Origin of the sequence: Peptostreptococcus russellii, from assembly GCF_900110295.1 — a bacterium.
Classification (GTDB): Bacteria; Bacillota; Clostridia; order Peptostreptococcales; family Peptostreptococcaceae; genus Peptostreptococcus; species Peptostreptococcus russellii_A.
The window spans coordinates 106,533-126,849 of record NZ_FODF01000007.1 but is presented as its reverse complement, the minus strand read 5'-3'; the positions used below and the strand labels follow the sequence as shown (position 1 = coordinate 126,849).

At 30.2% G+C, this 20,317-nt stretch carries 17 protein-coding genes; 15 read left to right on the top strand and 2 right to left on the bottom strand.

From position 1 onward, the window contains the following. Positions 1-799 precede the first annotated feature (799 nt). The 5 genes from brnQ (at position 800) to BMY82_RS05770 (ending at position 4,750) form a co-directional block, all read left to right on the top strand. Positions 800-2,095, top strand: a complete 1,296-nt coding sequence (gene brnQ, locus BMY82_RS05790) for a branched-chain amino acid transport system II carrier protein (RefSeq protein WP_091975612.1) — start codon at positions 800-802, stop codon at positions 2,093-2,095. Positions 2,096-2,252: 157 nt separating this feature from the next. After that, a complete protein-coding gene (locus BMY82_RS05785) occupies positions 2,253-2,663 on the top strand; it encodes a universal stress protein (protein ID WP_091975611.1) in 411 nt (136 codons plus the stop codon). Positions 2,664-3,363: 700 nt separating this feature from the next. Beyond that, entirely contained in the window at positions 3,364-3,912 is a 549-nt protein-coding gene (gene rbr / locus BMY82_RS05780) for a rubrerythrin (protein WP_091975610.1), read from the top strand. Positions 3,913-3,957: 45 nt separating this feature from the next. Further along, positions 3,958-4,335 carry a Fur family transcriptional regulator gene (locus tag BMY82_RS05775; RefSeq protein ID WP_091975609.1) on the top strand — a complete coding sequence of 126 codons (378 nt, stop codon included), beginning with the start codon at positions 3,958-3,960 and terminating at the stop codon, positions 4,333-4,335. A 28-nt stretch (positions 4,336-4,363) separates the two neighbouring features. Beyond that, on the top strand, positions 4,364-4,750 hold the full coding sequence (locus BMY82_RS05770; RefSeq protein WP_091975608.1) for a desulfoferrodoxin: 387 nt from the start codon (positions 4,364-4,366) through the stop codon (positions 4,748-4,750). 56 nt (positions 4,751-4,806) lie between these two features. Here BMY82_RS05770 and BMY82_RS05765 read toward each other — a convergent pair whose 3' ends face one another. Further along, positions 4,807-5,889 (bottom strand): DEAD/DEAH box helicase, encoded by a 1,083-nt coding sequence (locus BMY82_RS05765; protein WP_091975607.1) that lies wholly within the window; start codon positions 5,887-5,889, stop codon positions 4,807-4,809. A gap of 544 nt (positions 5,890-6,433) precedes the next feature. Here BMY82_RS05765 and nifV point away from each other — a divergent pair. From nifV to BMY82_RS05720, 9 genes are all read left to right on the top strand, one after another. After that, complete coding sequence (gene nifV, locus BMY82_RS05760) at positions 6,434-7,609, top strand: homocitrate synthase (RefSeq protein WP_091975606.1); 1,176 nt, start codon at positions 6,434-6,436, stop codon at positions 7,607-7,609. A 189-nt stretch (positions 7,610-7,798) separates the two neighbouring features. Next, positions 7,799-9,730 carry an aconitate hydratase gene (locus BMY82_RS05755; RefSeq protein WP_091975605.1) on the top strand — a complete coding sequence of 644 codons (1,932 nt, stop codon included), beginning with the start codon at positions 7,799-7,801 and terminating at the stop codon, positions 9,728-9,730. Between the two features lie 41 nt (positions 9,731-9,771). Beyond that, a complete protein-coding gene (locus BMY82_RS05750; RefSeq protein WP_091975604.1) occupies positions 9,772-10,815 on the top strand; it encodes an isocitrate/isopropylmalate dehydrogenase family protein in 1,044 nt (347 codons plus the stop codon). 319 nt (positions 10,816-11,134) lie between these two features. Beyond that, positions 11,135-12,361: a glycosyltransferase family 4 protein gene (locus BMY82_RS05745; protein WP_091975603.1), complete on the top strand. Its 1,227-nt coding sequence runs from the start codon at positions 11,135-11,137 to the stop codon at positions 12,359-12,361. Positions 12,362-12,490: 129 nt separating this feature from the next. Next, a complete protein-coding gene (locus BMY82_RS05740) occupies positions 12,491-13,345 on the top strand; it encodes a DUF6873 family GME fold protein (RefSeq protein ID WP_091975602.1) in 855 nt (284 codons plus the stop codon). Between the two features lie 497 nt (positions 13,346-13,842). Then, positions 13,843-15,768, top strand: coding sequence for a threonine--tRNA ligase (thrS, locus tag BMY82_RS05735; protein ID WP_091975601.1), 1,926 nt, complete (start codon positions 13,843-13,845; stop codon positions 15,766-15,768). A gap of 191 nt (positions 15,769-15,959) precedes the next feature. Next, positions 15,960-16,526: a nitroreductase family protein gene (locus tag BMY82_RS05730; RefSeq protein WP_091975600.1), complete on the top strand. Its 567-nt coding sequence runs from the start codon at positions 15,960-15,962 to the stop codon at positions 16,524-16,526. Between the two features lie 9 nt (positions 16,527-16,535). Further along, positions 16,536-16,946 (top strand): MarR family winged helix-turn-helix transcriptional regulator, encoded by a 411-nt coding sequence (locus BMY82_RS05725; RefSeq protein WP_091975599.1) that lies wholly within the window; start codon positions 16,536-16,538, stop codon positions 16,944-16,946. A 24-nt stretch (positions 16,947-16,970) separates the two neighbouring features. After that, positions 16,971-17,819: a pirin family protein gene (locus BMY82_RS05720; protein ID WP_091975598.1), complete on the top strand. Its 849-nt coding sequence runs from the start codon at positions 16,971-16,973 to the stop codon at positions 17,817-17,819. 187 nt (positions 17,820-18,006) lie between these two features. On the opposite strand, the gene BMY82_RS05715 is transcribed toward BMY82_RS05720, so the two are convergent. Continuing rightward, entirely contained in the window at positions 18,007-18,615 is a 609-nt protein-coding gene (locus tag BMY82_RS05715; RefSeq protein WP_091975597.1) for an ECF transporter S component, read from the bottom strand. 722 nt (positions 18,616-19,337) lie between these two features. On the opposite strand from BMY82_RS05715, the gene BMY82_RS05710 reads away from it, so the two are divergent. Next, positions 19,338-20,201: a methionyl aminopeptidase gene (locus BMY82_RS05710; protein WP_091975596.1), complete on the top strand. Its 864-nt coding sequence runs from the start codon at positions 19,338-19,340 to the stop codon at positions 20,199-20,201. Positions 20,202-20,317: the final 116 nt, after the last annotated feature.

Sequence of the window (20,317 nt, the reverse complement as noted above, 5' to 3'; positions counted from 1 at the left end):
CATATATCTAATACCTTTTATATTTTTGTAGTTACTGCTTATAATTTTTAAATTTTTATCGCTAATTCCTAAAATTTTTGTCATACTATTATTTGAACACATATGATCAATCCATTCTTATTTTTTTGTGGTGATTAAATTATACAATGGATTTCGTATGTGTTCATCTTTTTTTTGAAAAAATAGTGTTGATAGCAATTTTATCCATTTTCGTCTTACGACGTTTATGGATTTTTTATTGCCATCAACACTAAATGTTATAGAGCCCAAATTATGAGGTATCTTTTTTTATTAACTTGAAATTGCGATAATAAATGATAAAATAATCAACATAAAAATCTAGAGTAGGTCTAAAAATCACCTGATGTACATAAAAAATGTAAAAAAAGTCCAAAAAAAGTGATAAAAATAAAACAATTAGAAAATAATGAATAATGAATTAAAAATTTCAAAAAAACAAGTAGAAACGTTTAAAACAAGGGAGGAGGTTGGGGCAACGTTTTCAAAAACAGTTAGATATATTTAAAAAAAAGGATTTCCTAATCAGAGGTGTATTAGTGTAATAACAGATAAAAAGTCTAAAAAAAAGATGTGTAGATTAATAATATTAAAAAATAAATAGATAAAACTTTAGTTATATTGAATATCTAGAAAATAACAAAATCATTGCATATACAATATAATAATCTTGACACCTTTATTATATAAACTTATAATAGATATAAGAGTTAAAAAAATGAATAGTAATTATTCTTTTATCGTTTCAAACGAAAAAAAATTAAGGAGGAAAGAAATAATTATGAGTAAGAAAAGTAGCACGAAAGATATATTTGTATTTGGTTTCGCACTATTTGCAATGTTCTTCGGAGCAGGAAACCTTATATTCCCACCGTATTTAGGGATAATAGCAGGGCCAGAGTGGTTTACGGCATTTGCTGGATTTACATTTTCTGACGCAGGTCTTGCATTATTAGCAGTAATAGCGATAGCTTTATGTCAGGGAAAGATAATGGAACTGTTTGGTAGAATTGGAAGAATTCCTGCAATTATTTTAAGCTTTGTAGATATTATGTGTGTTGGACCATTGATAATAATACCTAGAACAGGAGCTACAACATATGAAATGGGTATCACACCTTTATTAGGAAATAATATTCCAATAGTAGTAGTTGTCGTAATATTCTTTGCTTTGACATTTTTCTTAACAGTTAGACCGTCAAAAGTTATAGACATAGTTGGACAGGTTCTTACACCATTCCTTATAATAGCTCTTTCTGTAATTATTATAAAAGGAATAATAAGTCCTTTAGGACAACCGATTTCAGAGCCAATGATAGATGGCATCTTCAAAAGAGGTATAGCAGATGGTTATCAGACAATGGACTGTTTCGTTTCAATAGCAGTTGGTTCTGTATTAATGTTAACTCTTATGAATAAGGGATATACTGAACCTAAGGAACAGGTAAAAGTTTTAGTTAAAGCTGGTCTTATAGCCTGTGTAGGTTTAGGTCTTATATATGGTGGATTGACATACTTAGGAGCTACAGTTTCAAGTATGTATGGTCCTGACATACAGCAGTCAAAAGTAATAGTTAATATAACAGAAGCTCTACTAGGAAATGTAGGTAAGTCTATACTTGCAGTAGCAGTTTCACTAGCTTGTTTAACTACATCTATAGGTCTTACATCCGCAACAGCAGAATACCTAACAATGATGTCAAAGGAAAAGATAAGCTACTCAAAGTTTGTACTTTTCATATGCGTATTTGCAGCTGTTGTAGCAACAATGGGTGTTACTGGACTTGTTAAGTTTGCAAATCCAATACTTTCAATAGTTTACCCACCTTCAATAGTGCTTATATTACTTGCATTTGTAAAAGACAAAATTCATAGTGATCTTGTTTACAAGCTTTCAACAGGAGCTGCTTTCATAGTAAGTGCGATGACAGTATTATCTGCAAAGGTTCCTGCATTCAACTTTGTAAACTCTCTACCAGGTGGAGATCTAGGGTTTAACTGGGTACTTCCAGCTTTAGTATGTGGAATCTTAGGTTTGTTAATAAGCGGAAACAAGAAGAAAGAAAAAGCAATATAAGTTAATAAAATTTTAGGTGAAAAAATAATATTCAGACAATTTATTGACTAAAATGTTATTTAGTTATATAATATAATTAAATAATAATTTAAGTAATGTTTAATTAAAGATTAAATTTGAGGATTAGATTGCTTTTTTAGCGGAGGGAGTGTTGTTTATGAAAACTACTAAGATACTAGTTCCTATTGATGGAACCGAGAGAAGTATGCATTCTTTAGATTTTATAAAAGATATTTATAAACCTGAGGATGTTGAGATTACAATTATGAATGTCAAAGAATTGGTGTTTGTAGATGGTATTTCCATGAGTGATGAAATAAAAAGCTCAGAAAAGTTTGGAAGAGAACTTTTAGAACAAGCTAGAAAAGTAATGGATGGATATGATGTTAATCTTTACTTTACTTTTGGATATGCAGGCGATGAGATAGTCAAGCGTGCTAAAGATGAGAACGATCAAATTATAGTTATGACAAAATCTACAAAAAAGGGATTAACTAGAATGATAGGTTCTTGTACAGCATATGTATTGAAACATACAACATCTACTGTAATGATAATTCCAGAATAATATTTTGATAATTCAGGACTGCTGTTTAGCAGTCCTTTTTTACTAAGCATGATATTAAGATAGGATTAATAAATAGGAATATAAAATTTAAAGATGAGTATGAATAAAACAATAATAGATTAGAATGAAGATTTGATAATGAGAGTGGCAATAATAAATTGTATATAATAATATATATAAATATAACTACTAATAAAGGTTTAAAAGAAGTTTTAAGTTTAAGTTTAATATCTAATAGAGTAGATCTTGATTTTAATAAAGATTAATGAAAATGAATATTAATCAATAAAAGCTAGAAAAAACTATTAAAAAGTTGTTTTAAAAAGGAAAAAAACTTTTGGGAATGTAAATTTATTATAAAAAAGCGAAAAATAAAAATAAATTATTTAAAAAATAATATACTCTATAAAGCTTGAAAACAGTATCTTATAGAGTATACAATAGAAAAAAGTAATTTCAATAATAGGAAATATTATCGTTTTATGTTTTAAAAGTATTGGCAAGGGTATATATGTAATGTAAAGATAATGATGGCTTTTGTGGTTTTCAGTATATAGCTTTATATACTGAAAATAAAGGCTTATAAAAGAATTTATCTTGACAAAAGAATATAATTCAATTATAATTAATGCTAAGAATAATAGTAATGATTACTATTATTAAAATAAAATTGATAATAAAATCTAAGGAGGATGTTTTAATGAGTATCGAATTAAAGGGAACAAAGACAGAAAAGAATTTACAGGAAGGTTTTGCTGGGGAATCAATGGCAAGAAATAAGTATACTTACTTTGCTTCAAAGGCAAGAAAGGAAGGATACAACCAGATCGCTGATATATTCCTAGAAACTGCTGATAATGAAAAGGAACATGCTAAGTTATGGTTCAAGGCTTTAGAAGGTGGAGAAATAGGAACAACTGAAGAAAATCTATTAGCTGCTGCTGAAGGTGAAAACTATGAATGGACTGACATGTATGCAGGATTTGCTAAGGATGCAGAAGAAGAAGGATTTACTGAATTAGCTAGATTATTCAAGGGTGTTGCTGCAATAGAAAAGACTCATGAAGAAAGATATAGAACTTTATTAGCTAATCTTAAGGAAGGTAAAGTATTCGAAAAGGAAGATGTAGTAGTATGGAAGTGCCAGAACTGTGGACATATACATGTATCTAAGAAGGCTCCAAAGTTATGTCCAGTATGTAAGCATCCACAGGCTTTCTTTGAAGTAAAGGCAGAAAATTGGAAGTAATATAGAGCTTTAAAATAGCTGAAAAATTGAAAAGGGTGTATTGTTATGAAGAAATTTTCTAGACAAAGAGAGTTGATTTTAAAGACTGTTCTTAGTAGCAATGAACACCTAACAGCTGATAATATTTATGACAGATTGAAAGAAAGTAATCCGAATCTCAGTTTAGGAACTGTTTACAGGAATTTGACCCAACTAGAGGAACATGGGTATATTAAGAAAATAAATATTCCAGGCGATCCTGTTAGGTTTGATGGAAATACTGAAGAACATCACCACTTTATATGTGAAAAGTGCGGAAAGATTTTTGATATAGAAGATGAAAAAATAGATTATGTAGACAAGCTATCTGAGAAAAAGGGTTTTAAAGTTAATTCAATGTATTTAATTTTGAGAGGTGTTTGTGATGAATGCAGCTCAGAGTAAATTAATAACTAATTAAGGAGGTTATGATATGGCAAAGAAAGTATCATTTTACAAGTGTAATGTATGTGGAAACATAGTGGAAAAAGTAGTTAACGGTGGTGGAACACTATCATGTTGTGAACAGGATATGGTGTTACTAGACGCTAACTCTACAGATGCAGCTGGAGAAAAGCATGTTCCTGTAGTAGAAGTATCAGGAAATAAGGTAGTAGTAAAGGTTGGTAGCGTAGAGCATCCAATGACTCCAGAACATTCAATTAAGTTTATCGTTCTTGTAACTGAAAAGACTGTTCAGAGAGTCGATTTACTTCCAAGTGATAAGCCAGTAGCTGAATTTACTTTAGCAGATGATGATAAGGCTGTAGCAGCTTATGAATATTGTAATCTTCACGGATTATGGGTTGCTGAAGTTTAATAAACACTAGTGGTTATAGAAATAAAAGGTTGCCGAATTCGGCAACCTTTTTAATGTTATTTTAAGTTCTTTACTTTTTCATAGACTTCCATATTTTTTTCTGTTATAAAAGAGCTGGCTTTTCCTTCTTTTCCAATTCTTCCTGTTCTTCCTATTCTATGTATATAGTCTTCTTCTGACTCTGGAAAATCATAATTGTATATATGGGTAATTCCATCTATATCAAGTCCTCTTGACGCAAGATCAGTTGATATAAGAAATTGTATTTTCATATCCCTAAAATTTTTTATAATTCTTTCTCTTTTAGCCTGACTTATGTCGCTATGTATTTTTTCGCAATTAAAACCTTCCTGGGCAAACTTTAGGTCTAAATTATCCACTCTTGCTTTTGTTCTGCAAAAGATAATCGCCATAAAAGGATTATCCTCTTTGATTTTTTCACATAGATCATCAAATTTATTTCTATCAGTAGTAAATACAAATTCTTGTTCAATAAGTTCTGGAACTTCATTTTCATTTACTGAACTTATAATTTCTATTTTATCTGAATATCTATATGCCAACTTCTTGACTTTTGGATCAATAGTAGCAGATAAAAGCATTATTTGATTTATTTTTTTTACATCCTGAAGTGCATGGTCTATCTCTTTCCTAAAGCCCATTAGAAGCATTTGGTCAGCTTCATCGATAACCACGTTAGAAACATCTGCTAAATCGATTGTCTTTCTATTTAAGTGGTCTAAAAGACGTCCTGGTGTTGCAATTATAATATTAACCTTATTTTTCAATTTATTGATTTGCGATTTTATATCTTTTCCACCATAAACTGGAAGAGTAGTAATTTCACTATTTTCTAAATTTGAAATAATCTTTTCTGCTTCTGAATTAATCTGTATAACAAGTTCTCTTGTTGGAGCGAGAATTAAAACTTTAGATAGTTTTCCCAAGTATATATGATTAATTATAGGTATAAGATATGATAAAGTTTTTCCTGTACCTGTATTTGATTCAGCAACAATGCTTTTATTGTTAAGTATAGCTGGAATTACTTTTTTTTGTACAGATGTGGGCTCTTTTATTCCCATTTTTTTCAATGATTTTACTATTGCTTCTTCGACATTGAGTTCATTAAAATTCATATTTTTTAAGGGCAGTGTCCATAAGTTGCATAAATTCGGGATTGCCCATCCTCCTTTTCAAAAATTTTCTTTATAAAAGAATATAAATATCTAATCGAGTTTATATTATATCATATAAAAGATTCAAATTGAATTATATAAAATCACATTGTATATAAAAATTAAATAAGCTAATAAAATTTACAGTAATATTGAAATGACAAAAAAATAACTTTTTTTATTTTTAATGTTTTATTGTCAACTAAAGCTGTAAAAACAGAATAATAAAAACGTTATCATGCATAAAACATAAAAAAATTAACCATTGTGGAAATTGTCAAAAAAATAAAATCAAATGAAAGACATAAAAAGTAAGTTGCAGAAATAACCTATAATACTTGATAAATACTGTAAAAAGTAAGCTAAAATGAATTAGCTTAAAAAAATAAATCAAAAATATCAAAAAAACTATTGCAAAAAAATTGTTTTACAATTATAATAATATTCAAGGAAATGAAAGAGAAAAAAAAAGACTTGCATAAGTCGGAATGTGGAGGTTAGTATAATGTGTGTGGTTGATAAAATTAGAGGGAAAGATTTAAAGATAGTGGATACTACTTTGAGAGATGGAGAGCAGACAGCGGGAGTTGTATTTGCAAATAGCGAAAAAATAATGATTGCTGAAATGCTTAGTGATTTAGGAATAGATCAGTTAGAAGTAGGTATACCTACTATGGGTGGAGATGAAAAGGAAGCTATAAGAAAAATTGTTAAAAAGAATTTAAAATCAAGTATTATGGCATGGAATAGAGCAGTTATAGGTGATATAGAGCAGAGTATAGACTGTGGTGTTGATGCAGTAGCAATCTCTATATCAGTTTCAGATATACATATACAAAACAAATTGAGAACATCAAGAGAATGGGTTCTTGAAAAAATGGTTGCAGCTACAGAATATGCAAAGAAAAATGGCTTGTATGTTTCAGTAAATGGAGAAGATGCATCAAGAGCAGATGAAGATTTTCTTATAGAGTTTATTCAGTGTGCAAAAGAGGCTGGAGCAGACAGGTTTAGATTTTGTGATACAGTTGGAGTAATGGATCCATTTACAATAAGAAATAAAATAGAGAGAATACATAGTGCTACAGATTTTGATATAGAAATGCATACTCATAATGACTTTGGTATGGCAACAGCAAATGCTATAGGTGGTGTTTTAGGTGGAGCAAATTATGTAGGAGTTACAGTTAACGGTCTTGGAGAAAGAGCAGGAAATGCTGCTTTGGAAGAAGTATTGATGTCTCTTATACATGTACTTAAATACGATTCAAATATTGATACAAAGAAGTTTGTTGAGCTTTCAGAATATGTTTCTAGAGCATCAGGTAGAGAACTTCCAGCATGGAAAGCAATAGTTGGAAGCAATATGTTTAAGCATGAATCTGGTATCCATGCAGATGGAGCTTTAAAAAATCCTAAAAACTATGAAGCATTTGATCCAGCAGAAGTAGGTAGACAAAGACAAATTGTAATAGGAAAACATTCAGGAAAGGCAGCTATATTAAATAAATTTAGAGAATATGACTTAGAACTTGATGACGAAACAGCAGCTTTAGTTCTTGAAAATGTAAGAAGTACTTCTGTTACATTAAAGAGATCTTTATTTGACAAGGAAATCGTTTCTATATACAAGGATATTGTAGATAGTAAGGGAAATACTATATCAAGTGGAATAGTTTAAAATTAGCTGTAGAAGCTATTTCATTAAAAGAGATGAATAGATAATTTATAAAAAAATAATAAAAATATCAGAAAATTAATAAAATAATAAAAAGTGATTAGGAAAATTGATAAAATACACTATTTAGATATAGCTTGTCTAAATAGCAGTACAGTTAAAGCTGTAAATATGTAATAGAAGGTGATTGAATTGGGAAAGAATATAGTTGAAAAGATTTTATCAAATCATATTATAGAAGGAGAGTTAAAAGTAGGAACTACTGCAGGCATTATAATAGATAGAACACTTACTCAGGATTCTACAGGAACTATGGCATATCTTCAATTGGAGGCTATGGGAATCGACAAGGTAAAGACTAAAAAGTCTGTGGCATTTGTAGACCATAATATGTTACAGCAGGGATTTGAAAATGCAGATGACCATAAATTTATACAGACAATAGCAAATAAATATGGAATTTATTTTTCAAGACCGGGTAATGGAATTTGTCATCAGGTTAATCTTGAGAGATTTTCAGTTCCAGGAGATACTCTCTTGGGATCTGATAGCCATACTCCTACTGCAGGTGGAGTAGCTATGTTGGCAATAGGAGCTGGTGGTTTAGATGTAGCACTTGCTATGGCAGGTGAAGCCTATTATATTAAAGTTCCTAAAGTAGTAAAAGTTAATTTAAATGGAAAATTATCACCTATGGTTTCTTCAAAGGATATTATTCTTGAGATTTTAAAGAGAGAGACTGTAAAAGGTGGAGTTGGAAAAGTATATGAATATGGTGGTGAAGGTGTAAAAAACCTTTCAGTTCCTCAAAGAGCTACTATAACTAATATGGGAGCTGAACTAGGAGCTACTACATCTATTTTTCCAAGTGATGAGAGAACAAAAGAATTTTTCATAGCACAAAATAGACTAGAAGATTGGAAGGAATTATCAGCTGATGAAGATGCAAGTTATGATGAGATTATAGAAATAAACCTTGAAGAATTGGAACCTATGGTAGCAGCACCACATAGTCCAGATAATATTAAAACTTGTAGAGAAGAAGGAAGAATAAAGATAGATCAAGTGGCAATAGGAAGTTGTACAAATTCATCATATGAGGATTTTATGAAAGTATCTAGAATATTAAAGGGAAGAAAAGTAGCAGATAATGTTAGCTTAGTTATAGCTCCAGGCTCAAGACAGGTAATGGAGATGATTGCTAGAAATGGAGCTTTAGGTGACATTATTAGTTCTGGTGCTAGAATACTTGAGAACTCATGTGGACCTTGTATAGGTATGGGGCAATCTCCAGGAACAGATGCAGTAAGTATTAGAACTTTCAATAGAAATTTCTATGGTAGAAGTGGTACAAACTCAGCTAAAGTATATTTATCTAGTCCAGAAGTAGCTGCTGTAAGTGCAATTTACGGTTGCCTTATGGATCCGAGAGATGCAGAATTTGATATTGATTTTAAGGATATATCAACAGAGAGTTTTATTATAGATGATAGTATGATAATAAGTCCTGCAGAAGATTCATTCAAAGTTGAGGTAGTAAGAGGACCTAATATAAAGCCGTTTCCTCTAAATACTAAGCTATCTGATAGTCTTTTAGGTAAAGTAATTATAAAGACAGAAGACAACATTACAACAGACCATATAATGCCTTCAAATGCTAAATTGCTTCCGTATAGAAGTAATATACCATATCTTTCTAATTTCTGTTTTAGTACAATTGATGAAGATTTTTCTAGTAGAGCATTGGAAAATAAGGGTGGCTTTATAGTAGCTGGAGAAAACTATGGTCAGGGGTCATCTAGAGAACATGCAGCCTTAGTACCCTTGTATCTCGGAATAAAGGCAGTTCTAGCAAAGAGTTTTGCTAGAATACACAAGGCGAATTTGATAAATAGTGGAATATTAGCTATGGAGTTTGAAAATCCCGATGATTATGAAAAAATAGATCAAATGGATCAGTTAAAAATAGAGAATATTTTTGAAGGTCTGAAAAACTCTAGAATTAAAATTAAAGACTTAGATAAAGACTTTGATTTTTATGTTAAGGCACAATTCAATAAAAAAGAAATTGATATGTTGCTAGCTGGAGGAAAATTAAATAGCATCAAGGAAAAAGTAAAGTAAAATTAAGTAAGGATCTAAAATTAAAATCATTGGAGGTATCTATGTATAATATAACATTGATTTCAGGAGATGGAATAGGTATAGAAGTTACAAAAGCTATGAAGAAAGTTGTAGAAGCAACTGGAGTAGAAATTAAATGGGAAGAAGTAGAAGCAGGAGAAAAAGTCATTGAAAAATATGGAAATCCTCTTCCTGACTATGTGATAGATAGTATAAAGAAAAACAAAATAGCAATAAAAGGTCCAGTTACAACACCTGTTGGCAAGGGATTTAGAAGTGTAAATGTTGCTCTTAGAAAGGCTCTTGATTTATATGCAAATGTAAGACCCATAAAGACTTTTGAAGGCATAAAATCAAGATACAGCGATATAGACCTGACAATTATAAGAGAGAATACAGAGGGACTTTACTCGGGAATAGAACATTCGATAGGAGATTTTGCCGGTGAGAGTATTAAGATTATCACTAAGGACGCAAGTGATAGAATAGTGGATTTTGCTTGTGACTATACAAAAAATAATAGTTATAATCGTTTATCTTGTGTACATAAGGCAAATATAATGAAAATATCAGACGGATTATTTCTTAGAGAATTCTATAAAGTATGTTCGGAAAATGGAATTGAAAAAAAAGATGATAGTAGTGTAGACAATAAAATATATGCAGATGACATAATAGTAGATGCAGCTGCAATGAATTTAGTACTAAATCCAGAAAAATTTGATGTAATGGTTATGCCCAATTTATATGGAGATATACTATCAGATCTTTGTGCAGGACTTGTAGGAGGATTAGGGATAATACCAAGCGCCAATATAGGTAAGGAATATGCAGTTTTCGAAGCAGTTCATGGAAGTGCACCTCAAATAGCAGGAAAGAATATAGCCAATCCAACTGCTATAATACAATCTTCAGTAATGATGCTTAGATATATAGGAGAAAATACTGCTGCTAGTCTAATAGAGGAATCTTTAAAAGAAGTATTTAGAGAAGGAAAAGTTTTAACAGAGGATTTAGGTGGAAGTTCAAAAACAGACGAATTTGCAGATGAATTGTGTAGAATAATAAAAATTAATAAAGCCTAATCAATCACAAAAATATGTAGGGGATATATCTTATCAAAAGATATATCCCCTACAATTATGTAAAAAATAAAATTTTATAAATAATATGTCTATATCGTGTTATATATACATTTGTAAAGAATATCTTTGAGAAGAAATATTAATAAAAAGGTCTATAGAAATAGATGATTATATAGAATGCGATAATAGAAAAAAACAATAACATACTATATGAAGTTACAAATAATGCATAGATGTTGAAATAATATTTTTTATTACTTATAATCTATATAAATGATAAAAAATCTATATTTATAGAGGGATGTGTTGGAGGTAATATATGAACATTCTGCATGTGAGTGCTCAGAAACCTGATTCTACGGGAAGTGGAATATATATGAGTGGTATTATTAATGGAATGGAAAAGCTTTGTGATAAACAGGCTTTAGTTGCAGGAATAGATATTGGCGATAGTGTTGAAAAAATAAAAGAAAAATTTAATAATAAAGTAGAATTTTTTCCTGTAATATATAACTCGGAAAAGATTGATTTTAATGTTCCGGGAATGAGCGATAATATGCCTTATTCAAGTACAAGATATAGAGATATGTCAGAACTTATGGCTGAAAAAATGAAAGATGGGATAATAGATTCTATAAAAAAAGCAGTAGAATATTTAAATCCAGACCTTATAGTATGTCATCATCTTTATTTTTGCACCTCTATAGTTAGAGAGTTGTTTCCAAATAAAAAGGTAGTTGCTATAAGCCATGGAACATGTTTAAGACAAATTAGAAGCATAGACTTTGAAAAAGAATATATACTTGAAAATATAAAAAAGCTCGATAGAATATATGCTTTACATGAAGAACAAAAAAAGATTATATCAAATATTTATGAAGTTGATATCAACAAAATAGAAGTTTTGGGGAGTGGATATGATAGCTCTGTGTTTTACAATAAAAAATATAAAAAAGAAGGAGCAATAAAAATATCTTATGCCGGTAAACTTTCTTATAGCAAGGGATTATTGCCTTTTATAGAAGCTATTAATAGTCTAGAGTATGATGAAGAAGCTATAAAAGTTGTATTTGCTGGTGATGGAAGTATTGAAAAAGAGAAGAATGATATAATTAAAGCGGCTGATAATTGCAAATATGAAATCGATTTTATAGGCAGAGTAGATCAGAATAGATTGTGCGATGAACTTAATAAATCAGATATATTTGTTTTGCCATCATACTATGAAGGTTTGCCTTTGGTACTTTTGGAGGCTATGGCTTGTGGAAATTATGTAATATCTACAGATGTAGATGGATTAGAGGCTTGGCTAGGTGATAAAATCAAAAATAGCGGTCTTATTGAGTATGTAGAATTGCCAAAAATGAAGTCAGTATCTATTCCATATGAAGATGAGTTGGAAGGCTTCAGAGATAGGCTAAAGACTGCATTGGAGAAAGCTATAGATTCAAGAATTAAAGACAGAGAAAAATGCTTAAATATTGAGTCTTTATCTTGGAATGGATTGGCTAAAAAACTTAACTTTAGTCTTGAAAAATTATTATAAAATCAAATTTCAAATATTATAAAATATATTAAGAAGGATCTCTCTTTATCTAAAAGGGAGATTTTTTCTTTTAAATTCAAACTTTATATGCTATATTCTAAAATATAAAGTTTCTAAAAGGAGTGTGTCATGAAGAAGAAAATAGCAGTGATAGACTTTAGAATGGATAAAGAGTCTAGAAGAAATCTTAAAAATTTAGGTTTAGAGTTAATAGATTCCTACTGTAATAAAAATATATACGATGCTATTTCAGGACATGTAGATATAAATATGTTTACTGATGGAGAAAACATAGTAGTTTCTCCTGAATCTTATAATTATTACAGGGAAAAATTTCAAAAATTAGGTGTAAATAGAAATATAATTTCTGGAAAAACTTCTCTATCTAAGAAATATCCTGGAGATATTTTATACAATGTTTGCTACACAGGTAAATACTATATAGCTAACTTTGAAAATACAGACTATGAAATAAAGAGTTTAATATATAGCAAATATATTAAAAATGAGAAAATAAAAAATAACAGAAGTATGAAAAAAAATTCTAGGGAAAATATAAGTTGTAACTTTAAAAAAAATAACATGGGAGAAAATACTTCTGAAAAAGAAAAAACAGTAGATAAAATACTTGAACTAGAAAATGTAATTAATATAAAGCAAGGATATTCTAACTGTTCAATATGTCAAGTAGATGAAAAATCTGTAATTACATATGATGAAGGTATAGCAAAATGTCTAGAAGATAGAGGGCTTGATGTACTCAAGATAAGTACAGGATATATAGATTTATTTGATTTTAATTATGGTTTTATAGGTGGAGCAAGTGCATCTTTTAAAAAAGAAATATTATTTTTTGGAAAGATAAGCGAACATCCAGATTATATAAGGATAAAAGAATTTGTAGAAAAGAAAGGGAAAAAAATAAGGGAACTTTCAAATAGAAAGCTTACAGATTATGGGAGTATGTTTATTTTTGAAAAATAATTATTGTTTTTATAGTTAAAAAATTAAAGGGATTATACTTCTAAATATAGAATGTTAGGATATGAAATATGTATAGTGGAGTAAATAAGTAATGTATAAAATAAGGAAAATATATATGGATAATATTTTGATAAATTAAAGTACAGAGGAATATTGTCAGAAAATATTAGCAAATTTCAAAAAATTACTTGCAAAATAAAATCTGATATGATAATATGAAAACAACATTAATATTACAAGCTTTGACAAAGGAAGAGTAAGATATAGTTCATCTATAAGAGAAGTTGAATCATCGGCTGAAAGTTCACGAGAAAAGAGATATCTGAAAACTACCTTTTAGCAGAGTCCAGTAGCGAGAGTGAAAAGACTCGGTTGACTGCCTTAAAGTCCTTCGAGAGGGTGCAATGCATCAACTTGGGTGGAACCGCGATTTACTCGTCCCAATATATTATATTGGGGCGATTTTTTTATTTATTTTAAAAATGGAGGGAATTATAATGATAAAAGTTGAATTAAGAGACGGAAACTTTATAGAAGTTGAAGAAGGATCATCATTATTAGATGTAGCAAAAAGTATAAGTGATGGTTTTGCAAGAAGTGTATTAGTTGGATCAATTGATGGAAAAGCAGTAGGACTAAATGAAAAGTTAGAAAATGATTGTAAGGTTAATTTCTTTAAATTTGAAGATGCAGAAGGAAAGGAAGCTTTCAGACATACAGCAGCTCATATATTTGCACAGGCGATAAAGAGATTATGGCCAGAAACTAAACTTGCAATAGGTCCTGCTATAGAAAATGGATTCTACTATGATATAGATTTAGATCATAGATTGGTACCAGAAGATCTTGAAAAGATTGAAGCTGAGATGAAGAAAATAGTGAAGGAAGACCTAGCTATTGAAGGATTTGAAGTTTCAAGAGAAGAAGCTTTAAAGATGATGGAAGAAAAAAATGAAGATTACAAGGTGGAAATGATAAATGATCTTCCAGAAGATGAGAAGATCTCAATGTATAGACAGGGAGAATTTGTAGACTTATGTCGTGGACCACATCTTCAGAGTACAAAGAAAGTAAAGGCGTTTAAGCTTCAGAATATAGCAGGTGCTTACTGGAGAGGTGACGAAAACAATAAGATGCTTCAGAGAGTATATGGTACTGCTTTTGAAAAGAAGAAGGATTTAGATGCACATTTAAAGATGCTTGAAGAAGCTAAGAAGAGAGATCATAGAAAATTAGGTAAGGAATTGGGATTATTTATGATTCCAGAAGAAGGACCAGGATTCCCTCTATTTTTACCAAGAGGTGTTGAATTAAAAGCTGCATTAATGAAGTATTGGGAAGAAATACATAGAGAAAGTAGATATGTAGAAATAGAAACTCCTATAATTTTAAACAAGAAACTTTGGGAAACTTCAGGACATTGGTATCATTACAAAGAAAATATGTATACTGTAAAGATAGATGAAGAAGATTATGCTATAAAGCCGATGAACTGCCCAGGTTCAATGATATTCTATAAGAGCCAGTTACATTCATATAGAGATTTCCCAATGAGAGTTGCAGAAAGAGGTAGAGTTCATAGACATGAACTTTCAGGAGCATTACATGGTTTAATGAGAGTTAGAGCCTTTACTCAGGATGATGCTCATATATTTATGCTTCCAGAACAGATAAGAGAAGAAATAAAGGGTGTAATAGAATTAATAGACAAGGTTTATACTAAGTTTGGATTTAGCTATCATGTTGAATTGTCTACAAGACCAGAAGACTCTATGGGAACTGATGAAGAATGGGCTGTAGCAGAAGATGGTCTAAGAGGAGCTCTTGAAGAACTTGGAATGGACTATGTAATCAATGAAGGTGATGGAGCATTCTATGGTCCAAAGATAGACTTCCACCTAAAGGATTGTCTAGGAAGAACTTGGCAGTGCGGTACTATACAGTTAGATATGCAGTTACCTCAGAGATTTGATGCAACTTATGTAGGTAAGGATGGAGAAAAACATAGACCAGTAATGATTCATAGAGTTTGTCTAGGATCTATAGAAAGATTTATTGGTATATTAATAGAAAACTATGCAGGAAAGTTCCCAGTATGGTTAGCTCCTTGTCAGGTAAAGGTAATATCAGTATCAGATAAGTATAATGAACATGCAAATAAGATAATGGATCAGTTATTTAAGAAGGGTATAAGAGTTGAACTTGATGATAGAACTGAAAAGGTTGGATTCAAGATAAGAGAAGCACAGCTTGAAAAGATACCATATATGCTAGTAATTGGTGAAAAAGAACTTGAAAGTGGTGAAATATCTGTTAGATCAAGAGATGAAGGTGAGCTTGGAAGTATGAGCGTTGATGCATTCATAGAAAAGATAAGCAAGCAGATAGAAGAAAGAGAAAATGTTGAAGTAGAAGTATTATAATATATTTAAAAAACTTGAAAAAACTCCCTACTATTATATAGTGGGGAGTTTTTTGTGTAAAAAGCTATAGATGAAAATGCAGAAAATTTAAAAATAATATATATTTTTTGACAAATATGTTTTTATAAAAAATATGTGGGTATCTTATAAATATAAATATCTCTAATTAGAGATAAAAAGGAGGAAAAGAAATGATAGAAGCATTAAGAAAGAGAAGAACATATTACAATTTAGGGAAAGAAATACCTGTAAGTGAAGAGGAAGTATTTGATTTTATTAAGGAGGCTACTGAGCTTGTTCCAGACGCATTTGATATGAAAAGTACAAGAATAGTAGTTCTTTCAGGAGAAAAGCAAGAGGAACTTTGGGATAAAATATACGATGAATTTGAAGGAAAGGTTCCAAGAGAAAAGATCGACGGATTTAAAAACGCTTTTGGTACTATACTATATTTTTATGATGATGAAGTAGTAAAGGGATTACAGGAACAGTTCCCACCGTATGCTGATAATTTCCCAAATTGGGCAATGCAGTCATCTGCAATGTTACAGATTTCAATTTGGTCTGGTCTTAGAGAAATGAATATAGGTGCTAATATTCAGCACTACAACCCTGTTATAGATGATATGATTAGAAATCTATATAACCTTCCAGATAGCTATAAGCTTGTAGGACAGATGCCTTTTGGAGAAATACTTTCAGAACCGTCAGCAAAAGAAAAAGAAGATATAAGTAAGAGAGTAATAATACTACCATAGGCAGAGTAGATGAACTCAACGCAATTAAAAATATTTATAGGCATAAGCAGGGCTAGGAAAAAAATAGGAGCAAAATCAAATAAGTTATTTTTGAAATACGGATTAACCGAACCACAATTTGGCGTATTAGAGGCAATTTATCACAAGGGGCCCTTAAGTGTTGGAGAAATTCAAGAGAAAATACTTAGTTCAAGTGGAACAATTCCTGTAATAATAAAAAACCTTGAAAAGAGGGGACTTTTAACAAAGGAAAAAGATAAATTAGATAAAAGAAAGTTTATTATTAGGATTACAGATGACGGAAGTAAATTAATGGATGAAGTATTTCCACAAAATAAAGAAATAATATGCAATGAAATAGATAGAAGTCTTAGTAAGGATGAACAAGAAACTTTAGTGAGACTATTAAAGAAAATGTAGCGCTTAAAAGCAAAGAGGTGAAAAATGTTAAAGGATATAAATAGAAAAGTTTTAAAAAAGGTAAATGGGAAAGCAGCAGTAGATGGAAATGGTGTTCATTTAGTAAGGGTCTTAGGAAATAATACAGCAAAAAGTTTTGATCCAATATTGATGTTAGACTCTTTTGATAGTAGAGATCCCAAGGACTATATAGGTGGATTTCCTATGCATCCTCATAGAGGTATAGAAACGATAACTTTTTTAAAAGAAGGAAAAATGAAACACAAAGATAGTCTAGGAAATGAAGATGTAGTCACTGGAGGTTCAGTACAGTGGATGACAGCTGGTTCTGGTATATTCCATGAAGAAGAAATTCCAGCAGCAGATAGAATGTTAGGTGTGCAGATTTGGTTGAATCTTCCAGCCAAAGAGAAGATGACAGATCCAGAATATTATAATATAAGAGAAGAAGATATTCCACAACTAGATCTAGATGGTGGGTACTTGAGAGTAATAAGCGGTGATTACAAGGATATACATGCTTTTCAGGCAAAGCATTCACCTTTGAAATTTTATCATTTATATCTAGAAAAGGGTAAAGAAATAATTTTAGATGATATTACTGAAGCCTCTTTAATGGCTTTTACTCTTCAAGGTAATGTAGAAATAAATTCTGAATATATAGAGGAAAAAACAGCCGTTAAATTCTCTGAAAAAGGAAATCTGGAAATAAAAGCCAAAACTGATACAGATATATTAATATTAGCTTCAGAACCTTTAAAAGAAGAAATTTATTGGGGTGGACCTGTAGTTATGGATACTAGAAGGGGTCTTGAAAAAGCATTTGAAGAAATGCGAAGTGGAAATTTTATAAAAAAGAAAATAGAATATTAAAGTAAAATTAAAATACCATTGAGTTTTAAGTAAAATAGATAAAACTTAGATATGGGTATATTTTAAAAATGAAATAACCTAAAGAGTAATTAGCTTTAGCATATATAATAAGTCAAAATACAAAAAACAAGAGCTCAAAATTATGAGTCTCTTGTTTTTTATTTTATATTAGTTGATAATTTTGAAGCTATGCCACTTTTTTTGCATCATAGTCTACTAGTAGATTAGACTTAATCAAAATAGGTCTTAGTGCAGAATAGATAGCTACAGCAATGATTACTGTCGTAATAGCATTGAAAAGTGTAGCACCAGCGCTTATTTTTGCAAGAATTTTAGCCGCATCTTGTGGCTGACCTAATAAATAAATCTTGTAAAAATATCCAACAACAGGATCTGCAACTACATTAAATGCCATACCGCATATTGAAGCGATAAGAGACCACTTAAAAATATATTTTTTGTCATTTGTTTCATTAATATGCGCAACTTTATGAGCAATTGTTCCTACAATAAGTCCTATACAAAGTTTTAAGATAAAAGTTTTAGGAGCAACTAAAATATATACAGGATCCATAAGGTCAGCTATTGTCATACCTATAGCGCCTGCTAGACCACCATAAAATCCTCCTAAAAGAAGAGCTGCTAAAACAAGAAATACATTACCAAAATGTATAGATGTCATATCTCCACCTGGAACAGGAATTTTAATCTGTAAAAAAGTGAATGTAATAAAGCAAAGAGCTGCTAGTATTGCTGTTTGAGTAAGTTTTGATAATTTACTACTTACATTATTCATAAAAATACCTCCGAAAATTATTTAATTATTAGTACAATACAATTTTAGTAGTTAAAATGATAAAAGTCAATAAATAACGGTACAATATAGCAAATACAGAAAATGAATCGATACAATATGCAATGAATATATAAAATATATTTTTTACAATAAAAAAGGACAGCTACCAAACTGTCCTGACAGTGTTCTGTTTTTCAAAAAAAGATAACAATTAACAAAATTTGAGGTAAAGAAATGAAAAACAAAACCTTTAATATATTCATTATATAACTTATTTTTTATATTGTCAATCGTTTTCCTAAATTGAAATAAAATTTAAATTTAGAATAGAAAGTACGAGTATATAGTAGATAGAAAAAGTAAAGTTTCGAGAAAGAAGCTAAAAGATAACTTATAAAATAGAAAATAAAAATCACCTTGCGAATTTAAAGGAAGTTTCCTTCGAGAATTGGGAGAAAATATTAATATAAGCATTTATATCATATATATAATTATTTTTTTATGATTTAAATAATATATTTTTTATTAGTATAATAGAGAATCTATAAAGAAAGAATTTTAAATTTATAAAAATCATTAAAAGAAAGTAGTAATTCTTATAATTTTTGAATATGAAAGAGAGTTTTATGGTATTATAATAAATAGAGGAAAATTTAATAGCTTTCGTACTCGAAGTTAGATACGAAAGATAAAATAGATAAAAAAACAAGGAGGAATGTGTTTTGAATAGAAATGATAAGTGTTGGTGTGGAAGCGGACTAAAGTACAAAAAATGCCACATGGAACAAGATGAAAAATTAAGAGAATTACAGTTGGCAGGTAATATAGTACCTAATAGATTTATAATAAAGACTCCAAAAGAGATTGAGGGTATAAAGGCAAGTGCAGTAGTAAATACTGGTGTATTGGATTTTATATCAGATAAGATCAAGGCTGGAATGAGTACTGAAGATATAGATAATATGGTACATGATTATACTGTAGAGCATGGAGCAATTCCAGCACCTTTAAACTATGAAGGCTTTCCAAAAAGTTGTTGTACTTCTATAAATAATGAAGTTTGTCACGGTATACCTTCAAAAAAAGCTATTCTTAAAGAAGGCGATATAATAAACATAGATGTTTCAACTATAAAGGATGGATATTTTTCAGATGCATCTAGAATGTTTATAGTAGGAGAAGCTTCTGAAGAAGCTAAGAAGCTAGTAGAAGTAACTAAGGAATGCCTTGAAAAGGGGATGGAACAGGTTAAGCCTTGGGGGCATATAGGAGACATAGGCGCTGCAATATATGAATATGCAACATCTAAGGGTTACTCAGTAGTTACAATGTTTGGAGGTCATGGTATAGGAAATGAATTCCATGAAGAACCATTTGTTTCACATGCTGCAAGAAAGGGAACTGGAATGGTTATGGTTCCTGGAATGGTGTTTACAATAGAACCGATGATAAATATAGGTAAGCCACAGGTATATGTAGACAAGCAAAATGGGTGGACATCATATACAAAAGATGGCTCTTTATCAGCTCAATGGGAGCATCAGTTATTAGTTACAGAAGATGGATATGAAATAATATCTTATTAATAGTATCATATGTCAATTAGTAAGAAGTAGATATATTTAAACTTCCAAAATAGAAAAAAAGTAAAAAAAAACTTGACAATCTAAAAATATCCCTGTATACTTAGTAAAGTAATGAA